The organism is Nisaea sp. (assembly GCF_965216895.1).
In the GTDB taxonomy this organism is placed as follows: Bacteria; Pseudomonadota; Alphaproteobacteria; order Thalassobaculales; family Thalassobaculaceae; genus Nisaea.
In genome coordinates, this window is sequence record NZ_OZ244205.1 from 3,166,267 (window position 1) to 3,187,486 (window position 21,220).

At 65.8% G+C, this 21,220-nt stretch carries 22 protein-coding genes; 11 read left to right on the forward strand and 11 right to left on the reverse strand.

Annotated features, from left to right (window positions below; all coding sequences use genetic code 11):
- Positions 1-2 precede the first annotated feature (2 nt).
- Positions 3-845 carry a sn-glycerol-3-phosphate ABC transporter permease UgpE gene (gene ugpE, locus ACOOE1_RS15295; protein ID WP_420403061.1) on the forward strand — a complete coding sequence of 281 codons (843 nt, stop codon included), beginning with the start codon at positions 3-5 and terminating at the stop codon, positions 843-845.
- A gap of 10 nt (positions 846-855) precedes the next feature.
- Positions 856-1,926 carry a sn-glycerol-3-phosphate import ATP-binding protein UgpC gene (locus tag ACOOE1_RS15300; protein ID WP_420403062.1) on the forward strand — a complete coding sequence of 357 codons (1,071 nt, stop codon included), beginning with the start codon at positions 856-858 and terminating at the stop codon, positions 1,924-1,926.
- Here the strand turns inward: ACOOE1_RS15300 and ACOOE1_RS15305 are convergent.
- The gene (locus ACOOE1_RS15305; RefSeq protein WP_420403063.1) at positions 1,923-2,441 is read right to left on the reverse strand and encodes a MarR family winged helix-turn-helix transcriptional regulator; all 519 of its coding nucleotides are present in this window, start codon (positions 2,439-2,441) and stop codon (positions 1,923-1,925) included. The genes ACOOE1_RS15300 and ACOOE1_RS15305 overlap by 4 nt on opposite strands.
- 109 nt (positions 2,442-2,550) lie before the next feature.
- Here ACOOE1_RS15305 and ACOOE1_RS15310 point away from each other — a divergent pair, with 109 nt between their 5' ends.
- From ACOOE1_RS15310 to ACOOE1_RS15325, 4 genes are all read left to right on the forward strand, one after another.
- Positions 2,551-3,153 (forward strand): nitroreductase family protein, encoded by a 603-nt coding sequence (locus ACOOE1_RS15310; protein ID WP_420403064.1) that lies wholly within the window; start codon positions 2,551-2,553, stop codon positions 3,151-3,153.
- 13 nt (positions 3,154-3,166) lie between these two features.
- The gene (locus ACOOE1_RS15315) at positions 3,167-4,093 is read left to right on the forward strand and encodes a DMT family transporter (RefSeq protein WP_420403065.1); all 927 of its coding nucleotides are present in this window, start codon (positions 3,167-3,169) and stop codon (positions 4,091-4,093) included.
- A gap of 69 nt (positions 4,094-4,162) precedes the next feature.
- A complete protein-coding gene (locus ACOOE1_RS15320) occupies positions 4,163-5,947 on the forward strand; it encodes an SLC13 family permease (protein ID WP_420403066.1) in 1,785 nt (594 codons plus the stop codon).
- Between the two features lie 7 nt (positions 5,948-5,954).
- The gene (locus tag ACOOE1_RS15325; protein ID WP_420403067.1) at positions 5,955-6,875 is read left to right on the forward strand and encodes a DMT family transporter; all 921 of its coding nucleotides are present in this window, start codon (positions 5,955-5,957) and stop codon (positions 6,873-6,875) included.
- 9 nt (positions 6,876-6,884) lie between these two features.
- Here the strand turns inward: ACOOE1_RS15325 and ACOOE1_RS15330 are convergent, their stop codons facing one another.
- The 7 genes from ACOOE1_RS15330 to cobS form a co-directional block, all read right to left on the reverse strand.
- Positions 6,885-7,352 carry a DUF2269 family protein gene (locus ACOOE1_RS15330; RefSeq protein ID WP_420403068.1) on the reverse strand — a complete coding sequence of 156 codons (468 nt, stop codon included), beginning with the start codon at positions 7,350-7,352 and terminating at the stop codon, positions 6,885-6,887.
- Positions 7,349-8,644 carry an SDR family oxidoreductase gene (locus ACOOE1_RS15335; RefSeq protein ID WP_420403069.1) on the reverse strand — a complete coding sequence of 432 codons (1,296 nt, stop codon included), beginning with the start codon at positions 8,642-8,644 and terminating at the stop codon, positions 7,349-7,351. The genes ACOOE1_RS15330 and ACOOE1_RS15335 overlap by 4 nt, the downstream gene beginning before the upstream one ends.
- A 125-nt stretch (positions 8,645-8,769) precedes the next feature.
- A complete protein-coding gene (locus ACOOE1_RS15340) occupies positions 8,770-9,687 on the reverse strand; it encodes a dihydrodipicolinate synthase family protein (RefSeq protein ID WP_420403070.1) in 918 nt (305 codons plus the stop codon).
- 127 nt (positions 9,688-9,814) lie between these two features.
- Complete coding sequence (locus ACOOE1_RS15345) at positions 9,815-10,420, reverse strand: SCO family protein (protein WP_420403071.1); 606 nt, start codon at positions 10,418-10,420, stop codon at positions 9,815-9,817.
- 71 nt (positions 10,421-10,491) lie between these two features.
- Complete coding sequence (locus tag ACOOE1_RS15350) at positions 10,492-11,163, reverse strand: lipid-binding SYLF domain-containing protein (protein ID WP_420403072.1); 672 nt, start codon at positions 11,161-11,163, stop codon at positions 10,492-10,494.
- Positions 11,164-11,240: 77 nt separating this feature from the next.
- Positions 11,241-11,864: a histidine phosphatase family protein gene (locus ACOOE1_RS15355; protein WP_420403073.1), complete on the reverse strand. Its 624-nt coding sequence runs from the start codon at positions 11,862-11,864 to the stop codon at positions 11,241-11,243.
- Positions 11,861-12,676: an adenosylcobinamide-GDP ribazoletransferase gene (cobS, locus tag ACOOE1_RS15360; protein WP_420403074.1), complete on the reverse strand. Its 816-nt coding sequence runs from the start codon at positions 12,674-12,676 to the stop codon at positions 11,861-11,863. Before cobS ends, ACOOE1_RS15355 begins: the two co-directional genes overlap by 4 nt.
- Positions 12,677-12,803: 127 nt before the next feature.
- On the opposite strand from cobS, the gene cobT reads away from it, so the two are divergent.
- Both cobT and ACOOE1_RS15370 read left to right on the forward strand, forming a co-directional pair.
- On the forward strand, positions 12,804-13,838 hold the full coding sequence (gene cobT, locus ACOOE1_RS15365; protein ID WP_420403075.1) for a nicotinate-nucleotide--dimethylbenzimidazole phosphoribosyltransferase: 1,035 nt from the start codon (positions 12,804-12,806) through the stop codon (positions 13,836-13,838).
- Between the two features lie 17 nt (positions 13,839-13,855).
- Positions 13,856-14,464 carry an NUDIX hydrolase gene (locus ACOOE1_RS15370; protein WP_420403076.1) on the forward strand — a complete coding sequence of 203 codons (609 nt, stop codon included), beginning with the start codon at positions 13,856-13,858 and terminating at the stop codon, positions 14,462-14,464.
- Here the strand turns inward: ACOOE1_RS15370 and ACOOE1_RS15375 are convergent.
- Positions 14,449-15,282, reverse strand: coding sequence for an ABC transporter permease (locus tag ACOOE1_RS15375; protein ID WP_420403077.1), 834 nt, complete (start codon positions 15,280-15,282; stop codon positions 14,449-14,451). The two genes, ACOOE1_RS15370 and ACOOE1_RS15375, sit on opposite strands and share 16 nt — an antisense overlap.
- Positions 15,279-16,046 carry an ABC transporter ATP-binding protein gene (locus tag ACOOE1_RS15380; RefSeq protein ID WP_420403078.1) on the reverse strand — a complete coding sequence of 256 codons (768 nt, stop codon included), beginning with the start codon at positions 16,044-16,046 and terminating at the stop codon, positions 15,279-15,281. The genes ACOOE1_RS15375 and ACOOE1_RS15380 overlap by 4 nt, the downstream gene beginning before the upstream one ends.
- A gap of 108 nt (positions 16,047-16,154) precedes the next feature.
- Here ACOOE1_RS15380 and ACOOE1_RS15385 point away from each other — a divergent pair, with 108 nt between their 5' ends.
- Both ACOOE1_RS15385 and ACOOE1_RS15390 read left to right on the forward strand, forming a co-directional pair.
- Positions 16,155-17,516: an ActS/PrrB/RegB family redox-sensitive histidine kinase gene (locus ACOOE1_RS15385; protein WP_420403079.1), complete on the forward strand. Its 1,362-nt coding sequence runs from the start codon at positions 16,155-16,157 to the stop codon at positions 17,514-17,516.
- Between the two features lie 65 nt (positions 17,517-17,581).
- Positions 17,582-18,136 (forward strand): ActR/PrrA/RegA family redox response regulator transcription factor, encoded by a 555-nt coding sequence (locus ACOOE1_RS15390; RefSeq protein WP_420403080.1) that lies wholly within the window; start codon positions 17,582-17,584, stop codon positions 18,134-18,136.
- A gap of 120 nt (positions 18,137-18,256) precedes the next feature.
- On the opposite strand, the gene ACOOE1_RS15395 is transcribed toward ACOOE1_RS15390, so the two are convergent.
- Positions 18,257-19,501 carry a hypothetical protein gene (locus tag ACOOE1_RS15395; protein WP_420403081.1) on the reverse strand — a complete coding sequence of 415 codons (1,245 nt, stop codon included), beginning with the start codon at positions 19,499-19,501 and terminating at the stop codon, positions 18,257-18,259.
- 314 nt (positions 19,502-19,815) lie between these two features.
- Between ACOOE1_RS15395 and ACOOE1_RS15400 the strand changes: the two genes are divergently transcribed.
- Positions 19,816-21,216, forward strand: coding sequence for an outer membrane beta-barrel protein (locus tag ACOOE1_RS15400; protein ID WP_420403082.1), 1,401 nt, complete (start codon positions 19,816-19,818; stop codon positions 21,214-21,216).
- The last annotated feature ends 4 nt before the right edge of the window (positions 21,217-21,220 follow it).

A 21,220-nucleotide genomic window follows, 5' to 3' on the forward strand; every position in this document is an offset into this window, starting at 1 on the left:
CGATGAAGAACGTCAAACCGCTCGACCATCTGATCCTTATCCTCGGCGTGCTTTTCCTGCTGCTGCCGATCTGGATCGCCTTCGCCTCCTCGACGCACCGGCCCGAGACGCTGCTCGGCGACGGGCTGCAGTTCTGGTTCGGGGATTACTTCCGGGAGACCTACAGCGCGGTTCTCTTCGACAATACCGGCTTCACCGAGCAGGTGAACGCGCTGCTCATGCTGGAGAACTCGCTGGTGCTCGGGCTCGGCTTCTCGGTCGGCAAGATCGCGATCTCGACACTGGCGGCCTATGCAATCGTCTATTTCCGCTTCCCGGCCGGCAGCTTCTTTTTCTGGATCATCTTCTCCTCGCTGCTGTTGCCGCTGGAGGTGCGCATCATCCCCTCCTACAAGGTGGTCTCCGATCTCGGCATGCTGAACAGCTATACCGGGCTGATCCTGCCGCTGATCGCCAGCGCGACCGCGACTTTCTTCTTCCGCCAGTTCTACAAGTCGGTGCCGGAGGAGATCCTGGAGGCGGCACGGATCGACGGCGCCGGCCCGTTTCGTTTCTTCGTCGATATCCTGCTGCCGCTCTCGAAGACCATGATCGCGGCGATCTTCATCATCATGTTCGTGGTCGGCTGGAACCAGTACCTCTGGCCCATCCTGATGACCACGGACGAGAGCTATTTCACGGTCGTGATGGGAATCAAGCAGATCCTGAACGACCTCGAAGGCAATCGTATCCCGCAATACAACAAGGCCCTCGCGCTTTCGATCCTCGCGCTGCTGCCGCCGGTCCTGGTGGTGGTCGTCTTCCAGCGCTGGTTCGTGAAGGGTCTCGTCGAATCCGAGAAGTGAGGAACCAAGGATGGCCGAGGTCACCCTGAACAGCATCGAGAAGGTCTATCCCAACGGCTTCAAGGCCATTCACGGGATCGATGTCGATATTCGCGACGGCGAGTTCATCGCCCTGGTCGGACCCTCCGGCTGCGGCAAGTCCACGCTGTTGCGGATGGTGGCGGGCCTCGAAAGCATCACCGGCGGCGCGGTTTCCATCGCCGGACGCGAGGTCAACACGCTGGAGCCGGCGGATCGCGACATCGCCATGGTGTTCCAGAACTATGCGCTCTATCCGCACATGACGGTCGAGGGCAACATGGCCTACGGGCTGAAGAACCGGGGCATGGCGAAGGATGAGATCGCCCGCCGGGTGCGCGAGGCGGCAGACATTCTGGAGCTGTCGGAACTTCTGGAACGGCGGCCGCAGCAGCTCTCCGGCGGCCAGCGCCAGCGCGTCGCCATGGGCCGGGCCATCGTGCGCGAACCGGCCGTGTTCCTGTTCGACGAGCCGCTCTCGAATCTCGACGCCAAGCTCCGGGTGCAGATGCGGGTCGAGGTGAAGAAGCTGCAGCGCCAGCTCGGCACGACCAGCCTCTATGTCACCCACGACCAGGTCGAGGCGATGACCATGGCCGACCGGCTGGTGGTGATGAACGGCGGCCGGGCCGAGCAGATCGGCACCCCGATCGAGGTTTATGACCGGCCGGCGAGCAGGTTCGTCGCCGCCTTCATTGGCTCGCCCTCGATGAATTTCATGGAGGCGCGGATCGAGAACGGAGAGGCGGTGCTGAATGATGGCGTCAGGTTCCCGCTGAACGGCAGTGCCGGCAATGTCAGCGAGGGTCAGACAGTCACCGTCGGCATCCGGCCGGAGCATTTCGAGCCGGTCGGCGATGCGCTCGGTCTCGGTCTGAAGATCGACCTGGTCGAACATCTCGGCGCCGAAACCCTGGTCCACGGCCATTCCGGGGACAGGAGCGCGCTGACCACGGTCCGGCTCTCGGGTCACCATCACCTGGGTTCCGGAGAGACCCTGTATCTCGGCGCCGCGCCGGAGAACCTGCACCTGTTCGATCCGGAGAGCGGCCGCAGGCTCTAGGCGCCGACCTTCGCGAGCAGGCGCATCAGCTCCTCGCGCTCCGTGAGGCTGAGCGGCGCCAGCAGCTCTTCCTCGACGGCGAGGTGACCGACCACCAGGTCGTCCGCCAGCGCAAACCCCTCCTCCGTCAGCGCGACCTTGAGGCTGCGGCGGTCCTTCGGATCGGCCCGGCGCGCAATCAGGCCGCGCTTTTCCAGCCGGTCGAGCCGGTTGGTCATGGCCGAGGTCGAGAGCATCATCTCGCCGGCCAGGTCCGACGGCGTTAGGGTCTCGCCCCTGCCCTGGCGGCGCAGGGTCAGCAGCACGTCGAAACCGGCGCCGTCGAGCCCTGCCGAGGTCACGTTGCCCTCGATCGCCGTACGCACCCGGTCGTTGGCCCGGCGCAGCGCGCCGCAGACCGCCATCGGCGCCGGGTCGAGATCCGGCCGTTCCCGTTTCCATTGTTCGAGAATGCTGTCCAGCGGCGCGCCCTGGTCCAGCGGCGCGCGAGATTTCCAACCCGGCTCTTGACTCATCGATCGTCCGATATCAAATAATTCGACATCAAAATATTCGATCTCGGAATATGTTGGATCGAATAAAATTACCCTAGGACAATGACCGCTTGATGTGAAGGACAATACGATGACCCATCCCCGAACCGCCGATCATCCGATCGAGCCGCTTTTTCTCGACCGCTGGTCGCCGCGCAGTTTCCTGCCCGAAAGCATGCCGCAGGCCGATCTAGAGACCGTTCTGGAGGCGGCACGCTGGGCGCCCTCCGCATTCAACATCCAGCCCTGGCACTTCCTCTATGCGCAGCGGGACTCCGCGCAGTGGGAGCTGTTCGTCTCCGTGCTGGATGCGTTCAACCGGCGCTGGGCGGCCGACGCGGCGGTTCTCGTCCTCCTGCTCTCGGACACCCTGATGCCGGGTGAGGGCGGGCGCCCGGACCGGCCGTCGACGCTGAACAGTTTCGATGCCGGCGCCGCCTGGGCGCAGCTCGCTCTTCAGGCGACGGCGCTCGGCTACCAGGCCCATGCAATGGCCGGAATAGATCGAGATCATGCCCGCGGCGCGCTTGCCGTTCCGGCCCGGTTCAAGATTGAAATCGCCATCGCGCTTGGCCTCCGCGGGCCGGCGGAGCGGCTGCCGGAGCCGCTTCGGGTCCGCGAAAAGCCGAGCGGACGCAAGCCGCTGGCAGAGATCGCAACCGCGGGTGGCTTCCGGGCCGAACGTGCTGCCTGAAAGGAGAGGTTCCGTGACACAATCGCTTGACCGACCGCAAGAAGGCGCGCACTCAGATTCGATGCTTGCCAACCCTTCTCTCCTTCTGATCGCCACCGGCGCCCTCGTCGGGCTGAACTTTCCGCTCGGCAAACTCGCGGGTGATGCCGGTATCTCGCCGATTCTCTGGGCAATGATCCCCTCGCTCGGCGTTGCCGCGATCCTCTTCCCGCCGCTCGCCATGAGCCGCAAGCTGCGGAAACCGGAGCCGGGCGTGGTCAGATTCGCGGTCTTCGGCGGGCTGGTCTCCTTTGTCATCCCGAACGTGATCCTGTTCGCCGTCATCCCCCATGCGGGCGCCGGCTATATGGGGCTGATGTTCGCCCAGTCGCCGGTCTTCACGCTCGCCTTCTCGGCCCTGCTCGGGCTCAAGACGGCCAACCGGCTCGGACTTGCGGGAATTGCCGTCGGACTGATCGGCGCCGCCATCGTCAGCCTGACCCGCGGGTCAGGGGCGGATGCGCCGGAGCCGTTCTGGATCATGGCCGGTTTCGCGGTTCCGATCGCGCTCGCCGTCGGAAATGTCTATCGCAGCATTGCCTGGCCCGAGAACGTTTCCCCCGATGTGCTGGCCTTTTGGAGCCACGGCGCGGCGATCTTCGGCTTTCTCGCCCTGCTGCTGGTGGTCGAAGGCACCGTGCCGGCGGCTTCGCTGGCGGCAATTCCCGGTGTGGCACTGGCGCAGGCAGTCGCGGCGGCCGCGGCATTTCCACTTTTCTTTCGCCTGCAGCAGCTCGGCGGGGCGGTATTGCTGAGCCAGATCGGCTATGTCGCGGCCTCCGTCGGGCTCGTCGTTGCCACCATTCTGCTCGGTGAACGCTACAGCTGGGAGACCTGGGGAGGGGCCGTCGTCATCGCTGCGGGGATCGCGCTCACGGTGCTGGCCCAGCGCCGGAGCTGACCGTGTCGCGGCTCCGGTCCTCCCCCGATTCCCCTTCCGTACCGGGCGCCGGAGGGTTATAGCTCGGCCATGACCTACGAGCAGACAGCGATCCTCGCGATCATCCTCGGCGCCCTCTCGGCGTTCATCTGGGGCCGCTACCGGATCGACCTCGTCGCCCTGCTGGCCCTGTTGCTGGCGGTGGCGGCCGGGGTCGTGGATCCGCTGAAGGCTTTCGAGGGGTTCGGCCATCCGGCGGTGATCACCGTGGTCGCCGTGCTCGGCATGTCGGCGGCACTGACGCGCTCCGGCGCCGTCGGCATGATCGCCGAGCGGCTTGCCCAGAGCACCAAGTCGGGAACCGCGAAGACCTTCTCCCTGGTCGGGCTGGCGGGCTTTCTCTCCAGCTTCATGAACAATGTCGGCGCCCTCGCCCTGCTGATGCCGGTTGCGCTTTCGGTTGCCCGGCGCGGCGGCCTCTCGCCGTCGCGGCTGCTGATGCCGCTCTCCTTCGCCTCGCTGCTCGGCGGCATGATCACCCTCATCGGCACGCCGCCGAACCTGATCATCGCCGACTATCGCCGCACCGCCATGGGCGAGGAGTTCCACATGTTCGACTTCGCGCCGGTCGGTCTGGCCGTGGCGCTTGTCGGGATCGTCTATCTGGTCGTCGTCGGCGTGCGCCTCGTGCCGAACCGGCGCGGCAACGACGAGGGGCGGCGGCTGTTCGAGCTGTCGAGCTACGTCACCGAGTTCCGGGTGCCGGAGGGATCGCGGCTGATCGGCCAGACCATCCGCGCCCTCGGCGACCGGCACGAGGATACCGGCCGCCCGACCGTTCTGGCGCTGCTGCGCGGCAATGAGCGCGTGGTCCGGCGCCTGACCCGCGAGCCGCTGGCCGAGGGCGACCTTCTGCTGGCGCACGGTACGGCGGAGCAGATCGAGGCCGCGGTCCAGAAGGGCCTGGAGCTGGTCGACGCCAAGGAACTGAATGCGAGCAAGTCGGATGCCAGCGAGGATGCGCAGCTCTCGGTGGTCGAGGCGGTGATGCCGCCCCGGGCCTGGATCGAGGGACGCAGCGCCGCGATGCTCCGGCTCCGTTCACGCTACGGCCTCAACCTGCTGGGCGTCGCGCGCGGCGGTGCGCCGATCAATACGCGGCTTCGCGACGTGCGGTTCCGGGCCGGCGACGTGCTGATGCTGCAGGGCGACGCGGACCATATCTACGGCACTATATCGGCTCTCGGCTGCCTGCCGCTGGCGCAGCGCCGGATGAGCCTCGAGCGGCCGAAGATCCTCGTGCCGGCCCTGGTCTTCCTCTCCGCGATCGCCGCCGCCAGCGCCGGGATCGTTCCGGCCGCGGTCTGCCTTGTTGCCGGGCTCGCCGTCATGGTGCTGTTCGACCTGATCCCGATGAGCGAGGTCTACGAGGCGATCGACTGGCAGGTCGTCATCCTGCTCGGCGCGATGATCCCCGTCGGCACCGCGATGCATGAGACCGGGGCCGCCGGCCTGATCGCCGGCGTGGTGGCGGATGCGGCCTCCGGCTATTCGCTCTATCTCGTGCTCGCGCTGCTCATCATGCTGACCATGTTGCTCACAGACATGATGAACAATGCGGCGACGGCCCTGGTCATGGCGCCGGTCGCGCTCGGTATTGCCGAACGGCTCTCGGTCAGCCCCGACCCGTTCCTGATGGCCGTCGCCATCGGCGCCTCCAGCGCCTTCCTGACCCCGATCGGGCACCAGAACAACCTGCTGGTCATGGGACCGGCGGGCTACCGGTTCAGCGACTACTGGCGCGTCGGGCTGCCGCTCGACCTGATCATCCTCGCGGTGGCGGTGCCCCTGCTGCCGATCGTCTGGCCGTTTTGAGCGGAACATGGCCGAAGATCTGAAGCGCGATGGGCTGATCGACCCGAAGCTCCTGCTCCCCCTCGCCATGCTGACCCTGCTCGGCTGCCTCTGGGGGCTCTCCTTCTCGCTCTCGAAAATTGCCGCCATGGGCGGGGTGCATCCCTTCGCCTATGCCTGGATGCAGTCCACCGGCGCGGCCGTGTTTCTCACGCTGGTCTGCTGGAAGAAAGGCATTCCCTTCGAGGTCGACCGGCCGCATCTTCTCTTCTTTCTCGGCGCCGCCTTCATCGGCCTGGTGCTGCCCAACATCAACATCCTCACCACGGCGAAATACATACCCGCCGGAGTGATGAGTACGGTGATCTCCACGGTACCGGTGCTGGGTTACGTGCTCGCCGTCGCCTTCCGCATCGAGGGCTTTCGCTGGAACAGCGCCATCGGTATCTGCCTCGGTCTGGTCGGCGCGCTCATGATGGTGCTGCCGGAGACCAGCCTGCCCTCGCGCGACATGGTGCCCTGGGTGCTGATGGCCTTTCTCACTCCGGCGCTCTATGCCTGCAGCGGGATCTACAGCGACCGCATGCGGCCCGAGAGCACGCATTCGCTGGCGGCGGCGCGCGGCATGCTGATCGTCGCCTCGCTCGGCACCCTGCCGCTGATGCTGGCGGTGGACGGCTTCTACCCGCTGATGGCGGATCCGGGGCCGACCGACTACGCCATGCTCGGCCAGATCGCGATCTCCTCGGTCGCCTACATGCTCTATTTCGAGGTGCTGAAGCGGGCCGGGCCGGTCTTCCTCAGCCTGGTCTCCTACATGGTGAACCTGTTCGGCCTGTTCTGGGGCTGGGTCGTGTTCGGCGAGATCCACTCGCTCTGGATCTGGGGCGCGGTCGGCTGCGTCTTCACCTCGATGATCCTGGTCAATCTCGGCCGCAAGGCGCGCTGAAACGATCCATCAGAGCGACGGTCTGGTCAGCATCAACCACACGATGGCGAGCACCGCTCCGAAGGCGGGAAAGCCGAACAGGAACCACCAGCGATAGAGCCTGTGATATTGCGCGGGTAAAGCTGTTCCGGCGTCGCGCGCGGCAATCGCAATATCCCGCATCCGGATCTGCATCCAGACGACCGGAAGCCAGAACGCGCCGACGATAATGTAGAGCAGCAGCGACCACCCGACCCAGCCTTCAAGGATTGGCCAGCCGACCTCGCGCGCCAGTAGGTAGCCGGAAATGGGTTGGAAGATTACCGCGGTGGCCGTAAACAGCGCATCTGCGAGAACTACGATCCCGGCCACATGCGCAATCAGCCTCGGATCTTGACTTCGGTTCGAGACGACCATGAAGAAGGCGATCCCGGCTCCGGTACCAAGCAGCACCGTTGCCCCGATGACATGGATGAAGCGGAGGATATCGTAGGTCATCTCTCTTCCATCAGCAGCCAGACCATGACAGCCAGAGTCATGCCCGGAAGAACCTTAACCATCGGCCCCAAGGGGTCGGACCAAAGATCGGGTGCGGCGACGAGGCTACCGAGAAGGTAGGCGCCGGATAGGATCAGCATTCCCATTGCGGCGTGCTTTGTCCAAGGCCGCCAGAGTATTGCAAGGCCCAGCAAAATGTCAGCCACGGCTCCGCCAAAAACTGAGAGAACGGCGATCCAGGACGGCACGGCGCGATCCGTCAAGACCGACATGGCGCGCGAGGGGTCAATGAGCGTGACGAGGCCCGAAATGCACCAGAAGGGTGCCAAGGTTCCAATAGCGAGAGGCAATGCGAGATAGGCACGCGCAAAAAGCCTATCCTGCCGTGTGGCCGGCAACAGCGCGAGTGTCTCCTCAAGCGACCGGCACGCTTTCCCTCCCGCATTCTCCCAAGTTGACGGATCGCCCCGGATGCCGTCTCTGAGAGCTTTCAGAGCGGTTGTCCTGAGCGGCGAGCGCCAACCGAGATGTCCGAGGAGATCCGCGATCCGTCCCAGCGCCGAGACGCAGCCAGCCGGAATGCTCACGCCAAGGGCAGGTGACGCCCAACCTTGCCACCGCCGCAGTCCTGCGACCAGATCGGGGAAGGAGCGTGTTGCGCTTTCCGTAAGATCCGCAATCGTTCCCGCAGGCACATCGCCCCGCGCCGCAGAGACCACGGCTGAGGTGACGTCGCCGATAAACACGGTCTGGATCTCTGCCTCGGGAAACACTCTTGGCTGAACGAAAGGCAGCGCTGCCGTCGCCCGCAAAAGCGCGGTCCCGCCGTATGCCTCGTGAGACAGCACGAGCGTAGGACGCAGAATCACGCAGTTGTCCGACTTGGACAAAAGAATCTCGTCCCCTCGCGCCTTCGTGCGGAAGAATGCCGTGGAAGCGTAGGACAAGGCACCTGCAGCCGAGATTTGGACGATCCTCGTCGGTTCGCCGGCTATGGCCTCGACAAGGCGCGAGACGGCCGCAACATGGATGGCTTCCAGGTCGTCGCGTGCGCCATCCTGGAGCGCTCCAGATGCGTTGACGACAACGTCCACACCTGCGAGCAAGCTCCGCAATTCACTCACGGTAATTGTCGGTATGTCGCGGATGATCCAGTTGGCATCCGGATCCGAAGCCATTGCTGCTCGATGCGATCTGCCGACACCGACCACCTCGAAGTCGGCATCGGCCAGAGCCCGCATGCATGCGGATCCGATGAGACCATAACCGCCAAGAACAACCGCCTTCGGCATTCGCACCTGCTATCTGATCTTCTTGCAAGCGTGCCTGCTCGCCGGACCTGTTTACACGGCGGAGCCGAAAACGAAAACGCCCCGGCCGGGGCCGGGGCGCTCTCTCGAAATACTGTTTCCGGTACTTACGCAGCCAGGGCGAAGTTCACCGCGTCGAGCTCGCTGACCAGAGAGGTCGCCTTTTCCGCCGGCAGCGGCATGAAGGGCGCGCGGACATTGCGCCAGCTCGCCTTGCCGCTGTCGCGGGCGAGCAGTTCCTTCAGGGCCGCGGCGGCCGGGTAGTTCTGCAGCGTCAGGCGCTCGCGGGTGAGCTGCTCCTGCAAAGCTTCCGCGTCGGCCGAGCCGGCCTTCCAGGCGCCGTAGACCTTCGCGCAGCCGCCGACCGTGACGTTGCCGGTCGCGGTGATGGTGCCGACGCCGCCGGCCTTCAGCACGTCGAGCAGGTAGCGCTCGGTGCCGGCGAAGACGTCGAAGCCCGGGAATTTCTCGGCCATCGCCTTCATGTTCTCGAAATCGCCGGAGCTGTCCTTAACGCCGCAGATCGTGTCCGGGAATTCCTTCAGCAGGCGGCCGATCAGGTCATGGCTGAACGGCACCGCGGACATCTGCGGGAAGTGGTAGAGATAGACCTTCATGGCGTCGCTACCGACGGCCTCGAAGGTGCGGGCGAAATGGGTGAAGAGGCCCTCGTCGCTCGGATTCTTGTAGTAGAACGGCGGCAGCATCAGGACCGACTCGATGCCGATCTCGAGGCTCTTCTTGGTCAGCGCGACGGTGTCCGGCAGGGCGCAGCAGCCGGTGCCGATCATCAGCTTGTCCTTCGGCAGGCTCGAGGCGGCGAGCTTGTCGAGGAAGCTGAGCCGTTCGTCTACCGACAGGGAATTGGCCTCGCCGGTGGTGCCGAACAGCAGCACGCCGTCGCAGCCCTTTTCCAGCAGCCATGCGGTATGCTCGAGGGTGAGGTCGGTATCGACCGAAAGATCGTCGTTGAAGGCGGTGAGGCCGGCGGCCATCACACCCTTGATGCGCGGGCTGGAGCTCATGCGCGCTCTCCTTGGTTTGAAGGGCGGAAAGAGCCGGAGATTAGTCCCGCGCGGCTTTTCCGGCAAGCGGAGCCACGCCCGCAATGTGGAAGAGGTTTCGTGCCGGAGGGACTGAAATCGGCGGATCTTACCCGGTGATGCGCTTGGTCAGGTCTTGCGCGATCTCGTCCGGCTCCGCGTTGAAGCCGTAATGACTGACATAGCGGCCGTCCGGGCCCATCAGATAGGTCACCGTCGAGTGGTCCATCAGGTAGTCGCTGAATTCCTCGCTCTCGACCTTTTGGTAGAACACCCGGTAGGCCTTCGCGACCTCGGCGATCTGTTCCGGCGTGCCGGTCAGATAATGGATCTTGTCGTGGAAATGCTGGGAATAGGCGGCGAGCGCGTCCGCGGTGTCGCGTGCCGGGTCGATGGTGATGAAGACCGGCTCGACCTTGTCACGGACCGCGGGTTCCAGCTGGTCGAGCGCCTGAGTGACGACGGTCAGGGTCGTCGGGCAGACGTCGGGACAGTAGGTGTAGCCGAAGAAGACCATCATGTAGCGGCCCTTCAGATCCTCGTTCGAGAGCGCGGCGCCGCTCTCGTCGGTCAGGCGGAAGGGGCCGCCGACAAGGTCCGCGGTCTCGGTGCCGCCGATGCGTCCGCCGCTGACCAGCCAGTAGCCGGCGGCGATCGAGCCGATCAGCGCGAGGCCGAGGAAGGAGACGAGGAAGAGAAAGGTCTTTTTCGACATGAAACGATCCGGATGTCTCTGCCGGCCCCGAGGCGGGCCGGACGTTCACCGCGCAATATGGTCGCGGCGCGTCAATATTTCGAGAGCACGCTGCGCAATCCGTCCGCCTCCGCCGCGGTGAAGCGCCGTTCGATCAGGATTTGCTTGGGAGAGGCCGCGGTGCGGTAAAATGCCTCATTCAGCTCCGGCTGGGTCTTGATGATCGCGCCGTCGAGCGCGCCGCCGCCGAACAGGCCCTTGGACTTGGCGAAGGCGATGAAGTCCGCGCCGAGGGATCCGGCGCTTGAGGCGCCGACCCCGCCGCCGACGGTCCCGGCCGCGACGCTGGCATCGGCGCCGAACTTCAGCTGGTCGCTCATCAGCGAGTTCAGGCCCTTCTCGGTCATCACCACGAGCAGGATCTGCTTCGCTTCGACGCCGATCTGAAATCCGATGCTGCCGGCCGCGAGTGAATAGAAGGCGGGATCGCTCCAGTCGCCGGGCCCCGTGCGGGCCACGAGGACGCCTTCACCGTACTCGCCGCCGAGCACGAGCCCGGCCTTGACGAGCTGCGGGATGATCAGGACCCCCTTGGCCTTCTTCAGATAATCCGCGACCGGACCGACCGCATTCGGGTCGCTGGTGAGATCCTGCAGCGTGAGCCGCGCGCGATCGACGGTGAGGGCGGGGCTGTCGTCGGCCCGCGCCGGACCGGCCGCCAGAACGGTTGCGAGGAGCAGTGCGGCGAGAATGGTGAAGCGCATGGTCGGATCCCTTTTGAGCCCATCCGTCTGATCTGACGGGAAAATACTAGAAGAACCATGTGGCGGGAATGTGAAGTTCAGGATCCGGCGGGAAGATTCACGCCGCGCAGCCTCCAGGAAGGCTCCGCGGCCGCGCCCGGAAAATGATCGGCGAGACTGAGGGAGAGCGGCGCGATCTCGAGCGAGAGCGCGACCTCGGGTTTCAGTTTCAGCACTACCGCGAGTATGGCCCGGATCGATCCGCCATGGCCGACGAGGACGATATCGCGTCCTCCGAACCGCCCGTTGAGGTCGGCGACGGCAGGGGAGACGCGCTCCACGAGGTCGGCGAAACTCTCTCCGCCGGGCGGGCGGTTGCGGGCCGGGTCGTCCCAGAAGCTCCTGTAATCCGCCGCACCGGCTTCCGCCAGGGCCGCATGGCTCAAGCCTTCCCACGCGCCGAAATCCTGCTCGCGGAACGCGTCCTCGACGATCTCCACGTCCGGGGCCCATCCCGTGTCGCGCAGCATTCGCGCAGTGTCGGCCGTCCGCCGCAGCGGTGTGGTGACCAGCACCGCATTCTCCGGCAGCCTGTCTGCGATCCCGCGCAGCAGCGCCGGGTCCTGCTCTTTCGCCGGAACGTCCGTCCGTCCGTAGATCGTGCCCTGCACCACGACGGCCGGGGCATGCCGCAGCAGATGCCAGCGGGTCGCCGTGTTCATAGCGGCCAGAGGAACCCGGCGGCGGCGGCCGGCAGGGCGGAAAGGGCAAGCAGGACGAGACATTCGACCACCTGTTCGCTGCCGCCGAGCACGTCGCCGGTATAGCCGCCGATCTGGCGCCGGGCGAGCAGGGCAGTGGCGACAGCGGCGAGCGCCGCCGCAGGAAGAGCGGCGACGAAGCCGATGCCTGGAAGCAGCGAGAAGGCGAGCAGCGTGCCGAGGGCGATGCAGAGCCCGGTGGTCACCGCTTTGGGCCGCCCGGCGCCGGTGCCGAGACCGTCTGCGGTCGCGGGGGCAAGGAAATAGGCGATCGGCAGGATCGCGGTCCGGCCGAGGATCTGCGCCGCCGTGAAGGCGACAGCGGCGAGCCAGGGCGCGGCGACGGCGATACTGGCGAGCGCGGCGGCCTTGAGGCCGGTCGCGAGGATGAGCGCGAGCACGCCGTAGCTGCCGACCCTGCTGTCCCGCATGATCTCGACCTTGCGCGCCTTCGTGCCTGCGCCGCCGAAGCCGTCGGCGAGATCTGCAAGGCCGTCTTCATGCAGTGCGCCGGTAATGAGGGCGGTCACGGCGAGCGCGCAGAGCGCGGCCGCGAGCAGCGGCAGTCCGGCCCAGGCAGCGATCCAGAGCGCGGCGCCGCCGAGCGCGCCGGTCACGAGGCCGATCAGCGGGAACGCCCATCCGGCATGCATCAGCGGACGGTCGGCGCGCACGGGGGACGGGACGGGCAGGCGGGTCAGGAACATCGCGGCATGGGCAAGATCGTCGGCCCACCAGGGGCGCCGCACGGGCGCCGGTCTCTCGCTCGCCATCTTTCCCCGCCCTTGTCGTGCCGGACTGCCCTCGCGGCGGCGCGGGCCGTCGCCCGCGGACTATGCATTGGCCGTCCGGACCTGTATAGGGGGCGGCATTCCGAAAGACACTTCCTGGCTGGCAGTCATGAGCGACGAACGTTTTTCCCCCGAGAGCGCGACCTTCGACGAGATCCGCGGCCTGTTCCGCGCTTTACCGCCGGCCGATCTCGAAGCCGGCACCCAGGCCGCCAGCCGCGAGGCGGAACTGACCAAGCCGGCGGGTTCCCTCGGCAAGCTGGAGGAGCTGACGCGCTGGGTCGCCGCCTGGCAGGGCAAGCACCCGCCGAGCGTCGCACATCCGAGGATCTGCGTCTTCGCCGCCAATCACGGCGTGACCGCCAAGGGCGTCTCGGCCTATCCGGCGGACGTTACGGCGCAAATGGTGCAGAACTTCGTTTCCGGCGGCGCCGCGGTGAATCAGCTCGCCGAGCTGCATGACGCGGACCTTCGGGTCTACGAAATGGCTCTGGAGCAGCCGACCGCCGATTTCACAGACGCGCCGGCCATGTCGGAGGACGAATGTGCCAAGGCGATCGCCTACGGCATGATGGCGGTGGAGCCGGGAATCGACCTGCTCTGCCTCGGCGAGATGGGGATCGGCAACTCGACCTCCGCGGCGGCGATCTGCCATGCGCTCCACGGCGGTGCGGCCGAAGACTGGACCGGTCCAGGCACCGGGGTCACCGGCGCCGCCTATGCGGCCAAGGTCAAGGCGGTGGCGGACGGTGTCGCCCTGCACCGGGCACGAACCGAGGACCCGCTGGAACTCTTCGCCGCTGTCGGCGGGCTCGAACTGGCGGCGATCGCCGGCGCTGTCCTCGCCGCGCGCATGGCCCGGGTCCCGGTGCTGCTCGACGGCTTTGCCTGCACCGCCGCGGCCGCGGTCCTGCATGCCGCCGATCCGCGCAGCATCGAGCATTGCCAGGTTGCGCACTGTTCGGCCGAACCGGGCCACCGGCTGCTGCTGGAGAAGATCGGCAAGGCGCCGGTGCTGGATCTCGGCATGCGCCTCGGCGAGGCGTCGGGCGCGGCACTCGCGATCGGCATCGTCAAGGCGGCCGTCGCCTGTCACAACGGCATGGCGACCTTCGCCGATGCCGGCGTCAGCGGCCCCGCCTGAGGTCCGGAGACCGTTCCATGCCGAGACCCTGGCGCGTGCTCGACAGCCGGATCAATTTCCGCGACCGGTTCCTCGCCCACCGCATGGACCGCTGCGAGACGCCGCACGGCGTCATCGTCGAGCCCTATCATGTGATCGAGGTGCCGGACTGGGTGAACATGGTCGCGGTGACCGACGACGCCCGTGTCCTGATGATCAACGAGTATCGTCACGGTATCGGCGAGGTCGTGTTCGGATTGCCGAGCGGAACCGTCGACCCTGGCGAGACCGATCCGCTCGGCACGGCGCAGCGGGAGCTTGCGGAAGAGACCGGCGCGGAGGCGCCCTACTGGGTGCAGACCGGCCGGATGTTCCCGAATGCCGCGACGATGAACAATACCTGCTTCGGTTTTCTCGCGGTCGGTGCGGAAGTGACCGGCGAGACCGCGTTCGACGCGGCAGAGGATATCGAGACCGTGCCGGTGCCGCTGGAAGACCTCTATCGCCGCCTGCTGGCGCGCGAACTCCGGATGACGGCGATGCATCTGGTCGGACTGCACGAGGCCGGGCTCTATATCCTGACCTCGGGCGATCCTAAGGTGGCGGGCCTGAAGGACCTGCTGGCGCCGCTCTATTCGCCGACCTGAAGCAGTCGCCCCTCCCGGCGGGCGCTGCGGTAGGCGAGCCAGAAGATACCGGCGCCGATCGCGAAATAGACGACGTTCATCGCCATTGCGCCGGCCAGCAGATCGAGACGGAAATCGCCGTCGAAGAGCACCGCCCGCATGCCTTCGAAGACATAGGCGGACGGCGTGCACCAGGCCACGAGCTGCAGCCAGTCCGGCATGATCTCGACCGGGTAGTAGACCGCCGAGATCGGCGCAAAGGCGAAGACCAGCACCCACGCCAGAGACTCTGCGCCGAGGCCGAAACGCAGGATGATTCCGATCACCAGCAGGCCGATGCCCCAGCCCATGAAGAAGAGGCAGCTCATGAAGGCGACCAGCGGCAGGCCGAGGGAGAAGATCGAGAACTGATAGAAGACGATGGCGAGCAGGGCCGGAGGCAGCGCGCCGATCAGGGTGCGTACCAGGCTCATCGCCATCAGCGCGACGACGAATTCGTGCGGCCGGAGCGGGCTGACGAAGAGATGTCCGAGATTGCGCGACCACATCTCCTCGAGGAAACAGATGGCGAAACCCATCTGACCGCGGAACAGAATGTCCCAGAGCAGCACCCCGGCCAGCAGCACCCCGGCGGCGCCGGCGATCCAGCTCGACTCGCCGATGAAGAACTGGGTCACGAAACCCCAGAGAATCATCTGCATGGTCGGCCAGTAGGCCATCTCGATCAGCCGTGGCCAGGAACTGCGCAGCAGGTAGATATAGCGCAGCGCCATGGCCTGGATCCGGCCGGTGGAAAACAGCGAGGCCGGCGGCGGCGTGAAGTCCGTACGGGTACTCATGCCGCCCCCTGTTCGTCCTGGTTTCCGTTCGCGGCCCCGGTTCGCCGGGCGACGTCGAGGAAGACCTCGTCCATGGTCTTGCGGCCGTACTTTGCCAGAAGCTCTGCCGGGCCGCCTCGGTCGACGATAGTGCCCTGGCGCATCATCAGAACCTCGCGGCAGAGGCGTTCCACCTCCTGCATGTTGTGCGAGGCGAGCAGGATCGTGGCTCCGGTAATCTGCTGGTAGTTCTCGAGATAGGTCCGGATCCAGTCGCCGGTATCCGGGTCGAGCGAGGCTGTGGGCTCGTCCAGCAGCAGCACCTTCGGGGTGTTGATCAGCGCCTTGGCGAGGGCGACGCGGGTTTTCTGGCCGGCGGAAAGCTTGCCGGAGGGCCGGTTCATGAAGTCTTCCATGTGAAGCTGTTCGGCGAGCTCGGCGATACGGTCCTTCGGACCGGGCACCGAATAGAGCCCGGCATAGATGCGGAGATTCTCGCGGACGGTCAGGCGGTGCGGCAGATCCACATAGGGCGACGAGAAATTCATGAAAGGCAGGGCGCGGTAGCGCTCCGTCGCCATGTCGCAGCCGAGGATCGAGACGCCGCCGCCGGTGGGCTCCAGCAGGCCCAGCATCATCGCGATCGTCGTCGTCTTGCCGGCGCCGTTGCCGCCGAGCAGGCCCATGGTGGTACCGGCCTCGACCGAGAAAGTGACGCCGCGCACGGCATGGACCGTGCCATAGCGTTTTTCCAGGTTCCGGACGTCGATGACCGCCTTGCTCATGGGTTCAGACTCGATGGGTGTGCAGTTCTGGATGTGCCGAAAAGGGCGTCGCGACCTTAGCCCGTGCCGTGCTAGTGGACAATGACGGAAACCGCGGAGACGGAGCGCGTGGCCAGCGAGCGCAGCAATCTCGAGAATCTGGAGGTCCGGTCGGGCCTTGCCGACGGCCTCGGCCCGGCGGGCGCGCGCACGCTGGTGATGATCCGCTGGGTCGCGCTGATGGGGCAGCTCATCAGCCTGCTTGTCGTGCATTACGGGCTGGGCTTTGCCGTTCCGCTGGAAATCACGCTCGGCATCATCGCCTTCGGTGCCTTCTACAACGTGGTCTGCCAGACCCTCAGGCAGAGCGGGCTGGTGCCCAGCAGCCGCGTCGCCGCCTTCGGGCTGGCCTTCGACATCGCCCAGCTCGGCTCCCTGCTCTACTGGACCGGCGGTCTCGAGAACCCGTTCGCACTGATGCTGATCGCGCCGGTCACGGTTTCGGCGACCATCCTCTCCGGGCGGGCGACGATCTGGCTGAGTTTCCTCGCCCTTGTCTCGGCCTCCGCCCTCGCCGTGGTGCACCGGCCGCTGCCCTGGTCCGGCGACGGGCTCGAGCTGCCCGACATCTATGTCTTCGGCCTCTGGGCCGCGATCGTGATCGCGACCCTCTTCATCGCCGGCTACACCTACAGGGTGAGCCGGGACGCGCGGCGCATGTCGGACGCCTTCGCCGCCACGCGACTGGCGCTCTCCCGGGAACAGCAGCTCTCGGCCCTCGGCGGGCTCGCGGCCGCTGCCGCGCACGAGCTCGGGACCCCGCTCAGCACCATCGCCGTCGTTGCCCGCGAGCTGCGCAAGGACATCCCGGAGAACAGCGAGTGGCGCGAGGATCTGGATCTGCTGCTGAGCGAAACGGCGCGCTGCCGCGACATTTTGACGGAGTTCTCCCGCCGGCCGGACCAGGACACGCCGGGGCCGTTCAAGACCGTTCCCTTCAGTGCCGCGGTCGAGACCGCCGCCGCGCCGCATCAGCGCGACGATATCGTGGTGATCGTGGAGCAGCACGGACCGGGCGGCGCCCTCGATCTCGGTCTCGAACCCGGCGACGATGCGGTCGCGGTGGCCCAGCCGCGCGTGGTCCTGACGCCGGAGATGAACCAGGGGATCGGCACGCTGGTGCAGAACGCGGTGCAGTTCGCCGCGGAGACGGTCGAGATCACGGTCTATTGGGACGACAGCATGGCGTCGGTGATCATCGAGGATGACGGCCCGGGCTTCTCGCCTCTGGTGCTCGATCGCCTCGGCGAGCCCTATGTTTCGAGCCGGTCCGGAAAGAACGGGCATATGGGGCTCGGCATCTTCATCGCGAAGACCCTGCTGGAACGCGGCGGCGCCACGCTTGCCTTCTCCAACCGGGCCGAAGGAGGGGCCCGCGTGGCGGTTCGCTGGCTCCGCGCGGACCTTGAAACCGGGGCGACGGATTCTTGACCCGGCGCAGTTTTCCTTTATTAACCGGAACGGGTCCGGATCGGCCCGAATGGCGGAGACGCTAGGTGACAGACGAACAGACCGGGGTCGCTGAGACCCGGAAATTGCTGGTGCTCGACGATGACGAGCCGTTCCGCAACCGGCTGGTCCGGGCGATGGAGAAGCGCGGCTTCACCGTGACCGGAGCAGGCTCGGTGGCCGAAGGACTGGAGGCGGTCGAGAGCGATCCGCCATCCTATGCGGTGCTCGACATGCGGCTGACCGACGGCAGCGGGCTCGATGTGGTGAGCGCGTTGCGCGAGGCCAATCCGGACGCCCGCATCATCATGCTGACCGGCTATGGCAATATCGCGACGGCGGTGGCGGCGGTAAAGGCGGGTGCGGTGGATTACCTGCCGAAGCCGGCCGACGCGGATGCGGTCGCGGCGGCGCTGCTGGATCACGAGGAGGCCCTGCCGCCGCCGCCGGACAATCCGATGTCCGCCGACCGGGTGCGCTGGGAGCATATCCAGCGCGTGTTCGAGCAATGCGGCCGCAACGTTTCCGAAACCGCCCGCCGCCTGCGCATGCACCGCCGAACCCTGCAGCGCATTCTGAACAAGCACGCACCGAGGGGCTAGGCCGCCCGGCTCTCGAGCGGTGGCCTCTATCCCGGACGCGATCCGGGATTCACTGGTGAAGTCGCGGAGAGTGGATCCCGTCTTGCGTCTGGATGACGGTGAGAACGGGCGGGGATGGCCCTAGCCCACCCGGCCTTCCGAGGTCAGCAGCTTGTCGATATAGCGGCCCTGGAACATCGTGATGCCGAGGGACTGGCCGAAGCGCACGGCCTCGTCGCTGTCGCAGCGGGTCAGGATGATGCGGGCGCGGCCGCAACGGTCGACATGTTCCTTCAGCTCCGTGGTCCGGGCGCCCGACATGTCGTCGGCCATGTCCGGGGTCCAGATCAGTTTCAGCAGGTCGAGGCCGAGCCGTTCGCGGTCGATGAACTGAAGGGTCAGGTGGTTCAGGCCGTCGAGGCAGATCCGGTAGCCGCGCTCGCGCATGAAGTCGCGGGCGAACATGTAGGCGCCCATGTCGCCGAAGATGTCGATCTTCTGCAGTTCGATTACGACGGTGCCGCGGGCGACCGCCTTCAGGCTCGAATCGAAATTCAGGAACGGTGGCGAAAGGATCGTCTGAACGTTCAGATTGACGCTGAAGGAACTGGCGATCGAGCTGTCGTCGTTGCGGATCAGCAGCGACAGCATCCGCGCGTCCAATGTCTGGGTCAGGTGCTGGAACAGCCAGAGATTGGAGGCGAGGTCGAATTCCGGCAGAACCGTCTGCTGCAGGTCGTGGATCGAGATGAAGAGCTCGCGGAAGACCGGCTGAGGGGTCGGGTTGTTCGGCGTCAGCGCGCAGACCGGCTGGCGGCGCATCAGGTTCGAAAGGTCGGCGCGCTGCAGGAAGGACTCGAGCTTGCCGAGCTGCTCCGGATCGAGCGGCTTGCGCGAGCCTTTGGCCCGCGGATCGACCTTCTGGTCCGAGCTGACGGCGAGCCGCGATTTGCGCTCGCGCTCGCGGTGCATCTGTTTGACCAGCTCCAGCAGGTCCTCGTACTGGGTCGCGACGTTGAACCAGGAGCAGAAGCGGGCGAGATCCTCTTCCTCGTCGCCCTGGGAGAGAGGGTCCTCGGAGAAGAGGTAGCGGACCTTCATGATGGCCGCGTCGATATCCTCGATCGTGGCGTCCTTGCAGACGAAGAACAGGTCCGAGTTGCTCAGGATGAAGATCTGGCCCTCGTAGTTCTGGACCATGCCCTCGAAGGTCGCCGCCGCGATCCGGATATGGTGGTCCTGACGGTTCTGCGGACGCAGGCGCGACAAGTGGATATGCACGGCCATGCGGCCGTCCACGTTCCGTCCAAGGCGCTGGAGGTAGTCGAGCAGCAGGTATTCCTGGCTCGGGCCCCGATTTCGGTTCTGGACTTGGCTGAGCGCCATGCGGTCCTCCGCTCAAAACTCAGTAGGGCCGTTTCCCAAGCCCATTCTTACCATGCCACCGATTGTGCAGGCACCCGGTATTTCACCGGAGACCGCAGGACGTGGTCTTCGCGCAGTCGAGACGGCTCAGGATGACCGGACCTGTCTCTCTACCTCGAAAAAACGCATATTCACATAAAAAGCCACCAAATTTTTACCTCCATGCGGCCACACTGAGGTACGTCACCCAACTATGCTCATAAAAATGTTTTGTTTCAATGGATAATTCGACTACTTTAAAGCGTCGCTTAAGCGCGGTGCAACCGAGTTCGGGATTGAATCAGCTGGCCGGTCACATGGACTCTCTTCGATGGTGGCTCGTGCGCGGGCATTGCCGCGCAACCCGGTCGGTCTGTCTCGGGCCGGTCGGGCTGGGGCTTGTCATGCTTGCGCTCTCGGCCGTTTCGGGCCCCGCCGCGGCGCAGCTCGCCGGCAAGGAGTCGGTGCAGGGACGGCCGCGGCTGGATTTCCAGAGTTACGGCCTTTCCCTCGACATGCTGACCCGGCCCGGGGACACCTCCGACACGGCCCGGCTCGGCGGCAGTTTCGACCTGTTCCCGCGTGTGACGGTGGATGCGGGCCATGACAGTAATATCTTACGTACCACTGACGACGAGATCGGTTCCGGTTTCGCCGAGGTGAAGGGCCTGGCCGCGCTCAGGTCGAACTGGAGCAACCACGAGGCGCTGCTGATCGTCGGCGTCGATGACCGGCGGGTGGCGGAAAAAAGCCGCGAGAACACCACGGATTTCAGTCTCGGCGCGGCGGGCCGGTTCGATCTTGACGAGGATTTGTTCGCCCGCGGCTTCGCCCAGGCCAGGCGTGGCCATATCCCGCGCGGCGACGATGCCGATCCCGGCGCCGCCTTCGAGCCGCTGACCTACAACCAGTATCTCGCCGGTGCGGTGTACGACGACCGTCGGAACGACCGGTTGTTCTCGCGCCTGGTCGGCGAGGTGCTGCACCGGGATTACAATGCGACCGACGGCGTCAGTCGGGATTCCCTCGACCGCACGTCGCTCAACCTGCGCGGCCTGGTGGGGGTTTCGACCGGCGGCGAATACGACCTCTTCGTCTCCCCCAGCCTGCTGCGCGAGATATTCGTTGAAGAAGTCTCGGAAGACCAGGACTCGACCCGCTTCACTCTGAGTGTCGGGGCCGCACGGGACGTGACCGGAATCAGTGCCTTCACCGGGCGGGTCGGGGTGTCGCACCGCATCTTCGACGAGGATTCGCGGTCCTCGCAGACCGACTTTGTCGCTTCCGGCGCGCTGCTCTGGAATCTCACGCCGGTGATGACCTTCACGGCGGGCGCCGAGATCGAGAACCAGCAGTCGGACGATCCGACAGCGGGAACCAAGCTTACCAATGCCTTCAATGCCGGGCTCGATTACGATCCGTTCGAGCAGCTGATCTTCAATGCCTATGTCTCCTACGCCAACGAGGACTACCAGCAGATCGAGCGCCAGGACGACGACTACGTGGTGGGGCTCCGGGCGACCTACCTGTTCAACGAATTTCTCTTTGCCGGTCTCAGTTTCGAGCACGAAGTGTCGGACTCGACGGTGGCGAGCCGGGATTTCGAGGCCAGCACGGTCGCGTTCCGGCTCGGGATGAAGCTGTGTTGCAGGATTGACGAGGGTGTCGTCAATCCGTTCAATCTCGGGCGGCTCTAGGAGA